This is a genomic window from Streptomyces sp. L-9-10, from assembly GCF_004151105.1.
GTDB lineage: Bacteria > Actinomycetota > Actinomycetes > Streptomycetales > Streptomycetaceae > Streptomyces.
Genome location: NZ_PHRF01000029.1, coordinates 1 through 11413 on the forward strand (window position 1 = coordinate 1; position 11413 = coordinate 11413).

Here is an 11413-nt window from a genome sequence, read left to right on the forward strand (position 1 = left end):
GCCGACCATCCCGGTACCGCGCTGGTGGAGATCTACCAGAACTGCAACATCTTCAACGACGGCGCCTTCGACGTCCTCAAGGACAAGGAGAAGGCCGCGGAAGCCGTGATCCGCCTCGAACACGGACAGCCGATCCGCTTCGGCACCGACGGCCGCAAAGGCGTGGTCCGCGACCCCGCCACCGGCGACCTCCACGTCGTCACCGTCACACCCGACAACGCATCCCAGATCCTCGTCCACGACGCCCACACCACCAGCCCCACCACCGCCTTCGCACTCTCCCGCCTCGCCGACCCCGACACCCTCCACCACACCCCCATCGGAGTACTGCGCAGCGTCGAGCGTCCCGTCTACGACACCCTGATGTCGGACCAGCTGGACGCGGCCGTCGAGCGGCAGGGCAAGGGCGATCTGGCCACGATGCTCGCCGGTGGCGACACCTGGACCGTCGTCGGTTAAAGCGTCTTCCGGAACGTTCCGGTTCTCCGGGGCCCGGATCTCTTACGAGGTCCGGGCCTCGTCGTATGCCTGCCGCGCCTTGAACACGTCGTCCAGCCGTCGTTCCGTCCAGCGCCCCAGATCGCTCACGTACTCGGCGGCCTCCCGGCCCAGCTCGGTCAGGGAGTAGTCCACGCGTGGCGGGATCACGGGCTTGGCGTCGCGGTGGACGAAGCCGTCGCGTTCCAGGGTCTGGAGGGTCTGGGCGAGCATCTTCTCGCTGACCCCGCCGATCCCGCGCCGCAGTTCGCTGAAGCGGTAGGAGCGCTCCAGCAGCGCGCCGAGCACCAGCACGCCCCAGCGGCTGGTGACGTGCTCCAGGACGATCCGGGACGGGCACATGGACGGGCCGGCGTCCGGCTGCCCCGCCCTCATCTTCTCCGGCTTCCACCAGTCCGCCGGCTTCGCCGGGTTCTCACTTACGGCCATGCCGGTACCTTACTTCAAGGTGGGTACTTACGCCTGGTTAGTGCTGCCCCTAGGGTGAGTGACAGAGAGTGCCGATCTCGGCAAATCCACCCGAACTGGAGCCCCCCATGAGCATCGTTGTCACCGGAGCCACCGGACACCTCGGCCGCCTGGTCGTCGAATCCCTGCTGGCCGACGGCGTCGCGGCCGACGCGATCGCCGTCGTCGTGCGGAACAAGGAGAAGGCCGCGGATCTGGTGGCGCGCGGTGTCGAGCGGCGGGTCGCCGACTACAGCCACCCCGAGACGCTGACGGACACGTTCCGGGCCGGTGACCGGGTACTGCTGATCTCCGGCAGCGAGGTCGGGCAGCGCGTGCCGCAGCACGCCGCCGTCATCGACGCGGCGCGGGCGGCCGGTGTGGCCCAGCTCGCGTACACCGGCATTCTAGGCGGGCCCGACGCCGACCTCCGGCTGGCCGACGAGCACAAGGCGACCGAGCGGCTGATCCTCGATTCCGGGCTGCCGTACACCTTCCTGCGCAACGGCTGGTACACCGAGAACTACACCGGGAACCTCGCGCCCGTGCTGGAGAACGGCGCCGTCGTCGCCGCCGCGGGCGAGGGCCGGATCGCCGCCGCCGCCCGCGCGGACTACGCCGCCGCGGCGGCGGCCGTACTGACCGGCGAGGGACATCTGAACAGGGCGTACGAGCTGAGCGGCGACACGGCGTGGTCGCTGGGCGAGTACGCGGCGGAGCTGTCGCGGCAGACCGGCAGGACCATCGCGTACAACAACGTGCCGGCCGGGACGGTGCTCGGGATCCTCACCGGCGCCGGTGTGCCCGAGCCGATGGCCGCGCTCCTGGTGGACGTCGACCACGCGATCGAGCGCGGACTGCTGGCCGGCACGACGGGGGATCTGGCCCGGCTGACCGGCCGCCCCACCACCCCGCTCGCCGACACGATCGCCGAGGCGCTCAAGAGCTGACACCCGCACGCCTGCGCGTCATGACCGTATGACGATACGGACATGACATCGCGGCCCGCGCGGCGCTACCTTCTTGGGGGCGCCGCGCCGGGACGGCGCGTGTGCGGCGGGGAGGGCCAGTGAAGGCGAAGGGCGACCAGCGGGCGGGGCAGCCGACCCAGCGGGCGGGGCTGCTGTACGGGATCGGGGCCTACGGGATGTGGGGGCTGGTCCCGCTCTACTGGCCCCTGCTCGAACCGGCCGGCGCGATGGAGATCCTGGCCCACCGGATGGTCTGGTCGCTGGCGTTCGTCGCCATCGGGCTGCTGGTGCTGCGCCGCTGGGGCTGGATACCGGAGCTGATACGGCAGCCCCGCAAGCTGGGGCTCATCGCCGTGGCCGCCGCCACGATCTCCCTGAACTGGGGTTTCTACATCTGGTCGGTCAACACCGGCCATGTCGTCGAAGCGTCTCTGGGCTACTTCATCAACCCGCTGGTGACGATCGCCATGGGGGTTCTGCTGCTCAAGGAACGGCTGCGGCCCGCCCAGTGGACGGCGGTCTTCATCGCCCTGGCCGCCGTGCTGGTCCTCGCCATCGGATACGGGCAGCCGCCCTGGATCTCGCTCGTCCTGGCCTTCTCGTTCGCGACCTACGGCCTGGTCAAGAAGAAGATCAACCTCGGTGGCCTGGAGTCGCTTGCGGCCGAGACCGCGGTCCTGTTCCTGCCCGCGTTCGGCTATCTGGTGTGGCTGGGCGCGTCCGGGTCGGCCACCTTCGGCTCGGAGGGCACGGGCCAGATGGCCCTGCTCGCCGCCACGGGCGTGGTCACCGCGCTGCCGCTGGTCTGCTTCGGCGCGGCGGCGATCCGGGTACCGCTGTCGACGCTGGGCCTGCTCCAGTATCTGGCCCCGGTCTTCCAGTTCGTCCTGGGGATCACGTACTTCCACGAGGCGATGCCACCGGAGCGGTGGGCGGGCTTCTCGCTGGTCTGGCTGGCCCTGGCGATCCTGACCTGGGACGCGCTGCGGAACGCCCGCCGTACGCGCGCGGAGGCACTGCGCCTCACAGCGGAGGCGAGAGAAGCGGAGGCGTCGGCGGAAGCGGAGGCCGAGGCGGCAGCAGTGGAGGCAACGGCCCCGGCGCAGGCGGGCGCACCGGTCCCGGTCACGGAGGAGAAAACGGCCGGGCGGTGAATCCGGCCGCCGTCCGCCTTCCGGACGAGCCGGAGTACGAGCATGACCAGCCGTACGCGGACGAGCGCCGGGGGCTGCCGGGTGCCGCCCGCGTCCCGCCCGGCTCACGACATGCGCTGAAACCGCCGGGGAAACGGAACATGTCCGGTCAGCGAACACCACTGACCGGTTTCCACTCTTGACGGCGAGTCAAGCTCTCCCCCAGCATTCAGCACGCACAGCGCACCAACAGCTTCAGCACCACGATCAGCTTCTCGATCGGCACCACCAGCGCCACCAGCTCCAACGCCCCGCGCCGCCGTCGCCGTGGGGCGTCTCGCACGTTCCGTCCTGTCCCCGTACGGAATCCGGAGCCCCCACATGAAACTCTCCGTTCCCGGAGCGCACCGCATACCCGGTCGGCCCGTCCGAACCGGCCGAATATCCACCCGCGGTGCCACGGCCGCGGTCGCCGGACTCGCTGTCGCCGGACTGCTCGCCGCCGCCGCGCCCGCCGTGTCAGCGGCGCCCGCCGCGCCTCCGGTCGCCAAGAGACCGGCACAGTCCGCGCCCGCCGCGCTCGCGGCCCCCGACATACCGCTCGCCAATGTCAAGGCGCATCTCACCCAGTTCTCGTCCATCGCCGCCGCCAACGGCGGCAACCGCGCCCATGGCCGCGCCGGATATCTGGCCTCCGTCAACTACGTCAAGGGCAAGCTGGACGCGGCCGGGTTCACCACCTCCGTCCAGCAGTTCACCTCCAGCGGCGCCACCGGCTACAACCTGATAGCCGACTGGCCGGGCGGCGATCCGAACCAGGTCGTGATGTCCGGTTCGCATCTCGACTCGGTCACCTCGGGCGCCGGGATCAACGACAACGGATCGGGCTCCGCCGCCATCCTGGAGACCGCGCTCGCCGTCTCCCGGGCGCAGCTCCAGCCGGCGAAGCACCTGCGGTTCGCCTGGTGGGGCGCGGAGGAGCTGGGTCTGGTCGGTTCGCGGTACTACGTCAACAATCTGCCGACCGCCGAGCGGGCGAAGATCAGCGGCTATCTGAACTTCGACATGATCGGCAGCCCGAACCCCGGTTACTTCGTCTATGACGACGACCCCACCATCGAGCAGACCTTCAAGGACTACTACGCGGGTCTCGGCGTCGCGACGGAGATCGAGACCGAGGGCGACGGCCGCTCGGACCACGCTCCGTTCAAGAACGTGGGCGTCCCCGTCGGCGGGCTCTTCAGCGGCGCCGACTACATCAAGACCGCCGCGCAGGCACAGAAGTGGGGCGGCACCTCGGGGCAGTCCTTCGACCGCTGCTACCACTCCTCCTGCGACACCACGGCGAACATCAACGACACCGCGCTCGACCGCAACAGCGACGCCGTCGCCCACGCGGTGTGGACGCTGTCGGCGAACGCCTCCGGCCCGTCGGGCGAGGTCTTCGAGACCCTCGACGACGTCACCATCCCGGACAACGGCCCCACCATCACCTCGGCGGTGACCGTCTCCGGCCGTACGGGCAACGCCCCCGCCGCGCTCAAGGTGGGTGTGGACATCAAGCACACCTGGCGGGGTGACGTGGTCATCGACCTGATCGGCCCGAGCGGGACGGCCTACCGGCTGAAGAACTCCAGCGCCAACGACTCGGCCGACAACGTGATCGCCACCTACACGGTGAACGCGTCGAGCGAGACCGCGAACGGCGTCTGGCGGCTCCGGGTCCAGGACGTGGCCGCCCAGGACACCGGCTACATCGACAGCTGGCGCCTCACCTTCTGAACCGTCCCCGACCCTCCGGGGCCGCATGAGGCACCTCCAGGCACCTCCAGGCACCTCCAGGCACCTCCAGGCCCCTTCCATGACAGCGGCTGCCCGCGTGCTGCAATCGGTGCGCACGCGGGCAGCCGCACGTTCTCCCGGGGCGGGGACGCGTCGTGGCTCAGACGTTGATGTCCTTCGCCGTGAACCGCGCCCAGGCCGCCGAGCCGAACACCGCCGCGTACAGCGCCTGGAGCCCCAGGTTCCTGCCGATGTCGTCCCAGTAGAACGGCTCGCGCAGCAGATCCGCGAAGGACAGCCAGTGGTGCGAGAAGAGATACGGCTGTATCGCGTGCAACTGCGGGATCGTGTCCAGGATCTGCACCGTGATCAGCAGCCCGACGGTCGCGGCCATCGCCGCGATCCCGCTGTTGGTCAGGGTGGAGATGAACAGACCGATCGCCGCCAGCCCCACCAGCGAGGCGGCGACGACCACCGCGATCAGCAGGGCCCGCAGCAGCCCGTCGCCGAAGGAGATACGGGTGCCCGAGATCGTGGTGACCTCACCCAGCGGGAAGAGCAGCGCGCCGACGGCGAGCGCCGAGACCGCCACGACGAGCGTCGCGACCAGGCAGAAGGCCAGCGTGGACGCGTACTTGGCGAGCAGCAGTCTCGTACGCCCGGCCGGCGCGACCAGCAGATAGCGCAGCGTCCCGCCGTTGGCCTCGCCCGCGATCGCGTCGCCCGCGATGACCCCCACCGCCATCGGCAGGAAGACGGGCAGCGTCGCGGCGAGCGCCGCGAAGACCAGGAACAGTCCGTTGTTGGTGATCTGCGTCAGGAACGCGGGTCCGTTCGGTCCGCCCCCCGGCCCCACTCCCCCGCCGTCGCTCGTCTCGATCTTCACGGCGATCCCGATGAGGACGGGTACGGCGGCGAGCACACCCAGCAGCGCGAGGGTCCGCCAGCGCCGGAAGGTGGTGGTCACCTCGGAGTACAGCAGCCCGAACGTCCACCGGAGCCGGCGCTCCCTGTCCCGGGTCACGGGCTCCACCGGTCCCAGGCCCGCCGTCGCCGGCGTGCCCGCGTCGGCACCTGCCGCGTCCGGCGCACCCGCCTCGGCGCCCGCCTCAGCCCGCGACATCGAAGCCCTCCCCCGTCAGCGCGACGAAGGCGTCCTCCAGTGAGGCGCGCTCCTGGCCGAAGGCCCGTACGCGTACCCCGGCCCGTACGAGCGCCGCGTTGAGGTCGGCGGGATCCACCGGCTCCGCCCCGCCCGTGGGCAGTTCGCCGCTCACCCGGTCCTCCGCCACGACCACATCCGTGACCCCCAGTTCCTTCAGCACCCGGGCGGCCTCGCCGGGGTCGGGGGTGGTGACGGCCAGCCGCCCCCGGGTCCCGGCCGCCAGCTCGGCGACCGGGCCCTGGGTGATCAGCCGTCCCTGGGCCATCACGGCGACGTGCGTGCACACCTGCTCGATCTCGTCGAGGAGGTGCGAGGACAGGAAGACGGTCGTGCCGTCCGCCGCCAGTTCCCGTATCAGGGTTCTGATCTCCCGCATGCCCTGCGGGTCCAGACCGTTCGTGGGTTCGTCGAGCACCAGCAGCCTGCGCGGTCGCAGCAGCGCCGACGCGAGCCCGAGGCGCTGCTTCATCCCGAGGGAGTACGCCTTCGCCCGCTTGCCCGCCGCGGCGGTCAGCCCGACCCGGTCCAGGGCGTCCGTCACCCGGGCACGGCGGGTACGGGGATCGGCGGTCGGGTCGGCGGAGTCGTACCGTACGAGGTTGTCCCGGCCCGACAAGTACCCGTACAGCGCGGGCCCCTCGATGAGGGCGCCGACCTCCGGGAGTACGGCGCGGGCCGCGCGGGGCATCGGACGGCCGAGGAGCGAGGCCGAGCCGGCGGTCGGCTCGATCAGTCCCATCAGCATCCGGATCGTGGTCGTCTTGCCCGAGCCGTTGGGTCCGAGGAAGCCGAAGACGCTGCCCGCGGGGACGGAGAGGTCGAGCCGGTCCACGGCGAGCTGCCCGCCGCGGTACCGCTTGGTGAGACCACGCGTCTCGATCACATCGCGCACATCAGGCGCATCGTGCGCATGGGTCTCGTCGAGCACGGCTGTCATCTCGCTCCCGCTCCCCCGGTTCCGTCGTCCCGTCGTCGGTCGTACGCCGTCCGTCACATCCCGGCAGTACGAGAACGGACCGGCCCCGGTCAGCGTTCCGCCCCGCCGTACGCGACGTACGACGGGGCGGAACAAGCCGGACGGACCGAATAAACCGGACAGGCCGGACGGATCGTTACTTCGCCGCGTTGGCGGCCTTGACCAGCGCGTCCTGCGTCACCGCGCCGACGTAGACCTTGCCGTCGTCCGTCATCAGGGCGTTGATCAGGCGGGTCTTGAAGACCGTGCCCGAGCCGAACTTCCCGGTGACCTTGCCACCCAGCGCGTCCAGGAACTGCTGCGCCTCGGCCGGGACATCGCCCGGCTTCGCCGCGCCCGCGATGCCCTCACCGGCGCCGGTGTTCAGCTCGTAGACGGCGTTCCAGCCCTCGCCGATGACCTTCGGATCGCCCAGCTCCTTCGGCCCCTTGGCGCTGTCGTGGCCCTTGGGCAGCTCCGGGACCCCGCTCTTGTCGCCCTCGCCCTTGCCGTCGCCCCGCGTCACCTTCGCGCCCTTGGGCGGCGTGAAGTCGAACGTGGAGGCGGCGGGCTTGGCGAAGTCGACGTCGGTGAAGCCGACATCGACCACGGCCTTGCCACCGCTGCTCGGCGAGAGCGTGAACTTCAGCGGGGTACCGGTCTTCGCGTCGACCGCGACCTTGACCGAGCCGACCGTGGAACCGCTCTGCTTCGGCTTGATGAGCAGCTGGTACGCATCGCGCCCGGCGACCTTCGCCGTACCGTCGACGGTCACGGACGTCGTGCCGCCCGCGGCCTTCAGCGCCTGCTCGGCGAACTCCTTGGGGGTCGCCGGGACGTCCTTCAGCGCGTCCTTCGGGGCGTGCTTCCCGCCGTCCTCGGCCGCGCCGCCCTTGGCCGCGTCCTCCGGGGCCCGCACGTGGTACGCCTCGTTGGAGGCGCTGTCGTACGCCCAGACCTCGCCGCCGTTGTGGATCAGGCTGTACTCGGCGGCGGTGTCACGGATCGACAGCCGCTGCTTGTCGGGGCCGTCCACCGCGACGCGCAGCGTGTGCGTGCCCGAGCTGAGCTCCATCAGCTTGGCGTTCGGGTCCGCGGTCGAGCCGTCGGTGGCGCCGGAGCCGCCCGGCCCGCCCTTGCCGCCGGCGAGCGCGCCGCCCGCCAGGTCGCCGAGGCCGGCCAGTGACGGGAGCCCCAGATCCGTGGTGATCTTCACGGAGCCCGAGAGCTGCTCGGTCTCCGACGCGGCGATCTTCTCGATGAGTTGCTGCGCGCTGATCTGCGGCAGTTCGGGGTCGCCGGTCGCGGCGAGTGCCGGGACGAGCCCGATGGTCGCCGCAGCCACCCCCGCCACCGCGACGGGGAGCGCGTAGCGCGCCGCCTTGCGGCGGCCCTCGCCGGGCTCCCTGTCCTCCTCGGTGATCCGTGCGCTGTCGTTCGGTGCCATGTGTGCTCTACCTCCGTGGTCGGCGGCCTTCGGTCTCGTGCACTTGTCCACTCCGCGCCGCCAGTCTCACCCGAATTGGTCAGGAGTGGTGTTAACCATCTGACCAAACGGCCCCGATATAAGCGTCAGACCCGGGGCGCAACTTCCCGTACTGCTCTGGGATGACATACCGATGAGATGCTTCCCGCATCCACTAGGGGAAGACGGCGTTCCGCCAACTCACGCCGGCCCGCCACCTCGGGCGGACGCCCCGTCAGCCCGCCCGGTGGACCACGGCGTCGCACAGCTCGATCAGCGCGGACTTCGCGTACCCCTCGGGCAGGGGTGCGAGCGTCGCCCGCGCCTCCTGCGCGTACCGCACCGTGTCCCTGCGCGCCTGCTCCAGGGCCGGATGGGCGCGCAGCAGCCGCAGGGCCTCCGAGAGCCGCTCGTCGTCCGCCAGATCGCCGTCCAGCAGTTCGACCAGCGCGAGGTCCTCGGGTTTGCCGTGCGCCTCGGCCTGGGCCCGCAGCAGCAGCACCGGCAGCGTGTGAATGCCCTCGCGCAGATCCGTGCCGGGCATCTTGCCCGACTCGTGCGAGTCGCTGGCGATGTCGAGTACGTCGTCCGCCAGCTGGAAGGCGACGCCGAGCCGCTCCCCGTACTGGGTGAGGATGTCGACGACCGAGTCGTCCGCGCCGGAGGTCATCGCGCCGAAGCGGCAGGAGACGGCGACCAGCGAACCGGTCTTGCCGCCCAGGACGTCGAGGTAGTGCGCGACCGGGTCGTGTCCGTCGCGCGGTCCCGCGGTCTCCAGGATCTGGCCCGTCACCAGCCGTTCGAACGCCTCGGCTTGGACCCGTACCGCCTCGGGCCCCAGGTCGGCCAGGATGTGTGACGCGCGCGCGAAGAGGAAGTCGCCCGTGAGAACGGCGACCGAGTTGCCCCAGCGGGCGTTGGGGCTCGCCACGCCCCGGCGGACCTCGGCCTCGTCCATCACGTCGTCGTGGTACAGCGTCGCGAGATGGGTCAGCTCGACGACCACCGCCGCCGGGACGATACCGGGGGCGTACGGATCACCGAATTGTGACGCGAGCATGACCAACAACGGCCTGAACCGTTTGCCGCCGGCTCGTACCAGGTGCTGCGCCGCTTCCGTGATGAAGGGCACATCGCTCTTGGTGGCATCGAGCAGTCCCGCCTCGACGGCCGCCAACCCGGTCTGGACATCGGCCTCAAGAGCCTGGTCCCGCACGCTCAGCCCGAACAGCCCGACGACGGTCACGAGAGGTACTCCTGTCTGCTGACGATCACACGGATTGTCGATGTGTCGCTGCCTTCACTCAAGTCAGCGTATCCGGTCGCCTTTCGATCACCATGGGCGCCTTCCCGGACCCGCCGGTATGTTCGGAACAGCCATACAACCAGGAGTAGCGCTTTTGTCCGGAACAACGACCGAACCGCGAGCGAACGCGGAGCAGCCACCGACCGGCGACGATCACGCCTTCCTCGGCCACCCCCGCGGGCTGCTGACCCTGTCCGGTCTCGAAGTCTGGGAGCGCTTCTCATTCCTCGGGATGCAGGCCATCCTCGTCCTCTATTTCGTCGCCACGGTCCAGGACGGCGGCCTGGGCATGGCCGACGGTACGGCGGCCTCCGTCGCGGCGGCCTACGGGACGCTCGTCTACCTGCTCTCGGTGGCCGGCGGCTGGCTCGCCGACCGGATCCTCGGCTCGTACCGCGCGGTGCTCTGGGGCGGCATCCTGATCGCCCTCGGGCACTACGCCATGGCCGTCCCCACGGCGGGTATGACCTGGGCGGGCCTCGGTCTGATCAGCGCCGGTACGGGCCTGCTCAAGCCGAATGTCTCGGCCATGGTCGGCAAGCTCTACCGCACCGAGGACGAGCGCAGGGACGCCGGTTTCGCCCTCTACTACATGGCGATCAACATCGGCGCCTTCCTCGGCCCGCTCGTCACCGGCTGGCTCGGCGACCACTCCGGCTGGCACACCGCGTTCTCGGCCGCCGCCGTCGGGATGACGCTCGGTCTCGTCCAGTACGTGGTGGGCCGCCGTCACCTGGCCGGACGCAAGCACGCCGCCGAGTTCGCGCTCGCGCCTGAGCAGATGCGCCGGGCCGTACGGCTGATGATCGCGGGCGCGCTCGTGATCGCCGCCCTGGCGGTCGCGCTGTCGCTGACGGGCCGGCTCACCATCGGCCGTTTCGCCGACGTCCTCACCGTGCTCTCGGTGATCGCGCCCGTCGTCTACTTCGTGGTGATGTTCCGCAGCCCGCGGGTGACCGCCGAGGAGCGCGGCCGGCTGCGCCCGTACCTGGTGCTGTTCATAGCCTCCGTCTTCTTCAACTTCATCCTGTTCCAGGCGTACTCGACGATGATCCTGCTCGCCTCGACCAACGCCGGCACGTCGATCCTCGGCTTCACCTTCCCCGCCGGGTGGTACGCCTCCGCCCTCGGCGCCTTCGAGGTCGCGCTCGCGCCCGTCGTCGCCGCCGTCTGGGTCCGGATGGGCCGCCGCCAGCCGCACGCCTCCAACAAGATCGCGTTCGGGGTGATCCTCGGCGGTCTGTCCTTCCTGCTGATGGTGCTGCCCACCTCCGGGCACGGCGGCGCCGACTACCGGATGGCCGCCTGGTGGATCGTCGGCTCGTACCTGCTGCTCGGCCTCGGCGACATCCTGGTGGAGACCTCAGGGCTCTCCGCCTCCACCAAGCTCGCGCCCAAGGCGTTCGCCGGCCAGACCCTGGCGCTCTGGTTCCTGTCGCTGGCCCTCGCCAACGGCATCCAGGCGCAGACCGTGAAGCTGTACGGGCAGGTCTCGCAGCCCGCGTACTTCGGCGTGAACGGCGCCATCGCGGTCGTGGCCGGTCTGGCGGTGGTCGCGGCGGCGCCCTGGCTGCGCCGGACCATGTACCCGGTCCACTGAGCCCCGTCCGCTGAGCCCCGTCCGCCGACTTCCGGCCGCTCGGTCCGCCGAGCCCCGTCCACCGAGCCCTCCCCTCCCCCCCACATCCCCT

9 protein-coding genes and 1 pseudogene are annotated in these 11413 nt (G+C 70.6%); 5 read left to right on the top strand and 5 right to left on the bottom strand.

Annotated elements, in window-relative coordinates:
• Positions 1-459 (top strand): annotated as a pseudogene (locus CU044_RS08715) (2-oxoacid:ferredoxin oxidoreductase subunit beta); the annotation flags it as partial.
• A 42-nt stretch (positions 460-501) separates the two neighbouring features.
• Here CU044_RS08715 and CU044_RS08720 read toward each other — a convergent pair.
• Positions 502-840, bottom strand: coding sequence for a helix-turn-helix domain-containing protein (locus tag CU044_RS08720; RefSeq protein ID WP_193563911.1), 339 nt, complete (start codon positions 838-840; stop codon positions 502-504).
• Positions 841-1034: 194 nt separating this feature from the next.
• Between CU044_RS08720 and CU044_RS08725 the strand changes: the two genes are divergently transcribed.
• The 3 genes from CU044_RS08725 to CU044_RS08735 all read left to right on the top strand — a co-directional run bounded on the left by CU044_RS08725 (position 1035) and on the right by CU044_RS08735 (position 4831).
• Complete coding sequence (locus CU044_RS08725; protein WP_129767911.1) at positions 1035-1895, top strand: SDR family oxidoreductase; 861 nt, start codon at positions 1035-1037, stop codon at positions 1893-1895.
• A 197-nt stretch (positions 1896-2092) separates the two neighbouring features.
• On the top strand, positions 2093-3070 hold the full coding sequence (gene rarD / locus CU044_RS08730) for an EamA family transporter RarD (protein WP_240045444.1): 978 nt from the start codon (positions 2093-2095) through the stop codon (positions 3068-3070).
• A gap of 360 nt (positions 3071-3430) precedes the next feature.
• A complete protein-coding gene (locus CU044_RS08735) occupies positions 3431-4831 on the top strand; it encodes a M28 family metallopeptidase (protein ID WP_129767913.1) in 1401 nt (466 codons plus the stop codon).
• 160 nt (positions 4832-4991) lie between these two features.
• On the opposite strand, the gene CU044_RS08740 is transcribed toward CU044_RS08735, so the two are convergent.
• From CU044_RS08740 to CU044_RS08755, 4 genes are all read right to left on the bottom strand, one after another.
• The gene (locus tag CU044_RS08740; protein ID WP_129767914.1) at positions 4992-5954 is read right to left on the bottom strand and encodes an ABC transporter permease; all 963 of its coding nucleotides are present in this window, start codon (positions 5952-5954) and stop codon (positions 4992-4994) included.
• Positions 5941-6933, bottom strand: coding sequence for an ABC transporter ATP-binding protein (locus tag CU044_RS08745; protein WP_129767915.1), 993 nt, complete (start codon positions 6931-6933; stop codon positions 5941-5943). Before CU044_RS08745 ends, CU044_RS08740 begins: the two co-directional genes overlap by 14 nt.
• A gap of 175 nt (positions 6934-7108) precedes the next feature.
• A complete protein-coding gene (locus tag CU044_RS08750) occupies positions 7109-8398 on the bottom strand; it encodes an outer membrane lipoprotein carrier protein LolA (protein WP_129767916.1) in 1290 nt (429 codons plus the stop codon).
• Between the two features lie 253 nt (positions 8399-8651).
• Positions 8652-9662 (bottom strand): polyprenyl synthetase family protein, encoded by a 1011-nt coding sequence (locus tag CU044_RS08755; protein WP_129767917.1) that lies wholly within the window; start codon positions 9660-9662, stop codon positions 8652-8654.
• Positions 9663-9816: 154 nt separating this feature from the next.
• On the opposite strand from CU044_RS08755, the gene CU044_RS08760 reads away from it, so the two are divergent.
• The gene (locus CU044_RS08760; protein WP_240045443.1) at positions 9817-11322 is read left to right on the top strand and encodes a peptide MFS transporter; all 1506 of its coding nucleotides are present in this window, start codon (positions 9817-9819) and stop codon (positions 11320-11322) included.
• Positions 11323-11413: the final 91 nt, after the last annotated feature.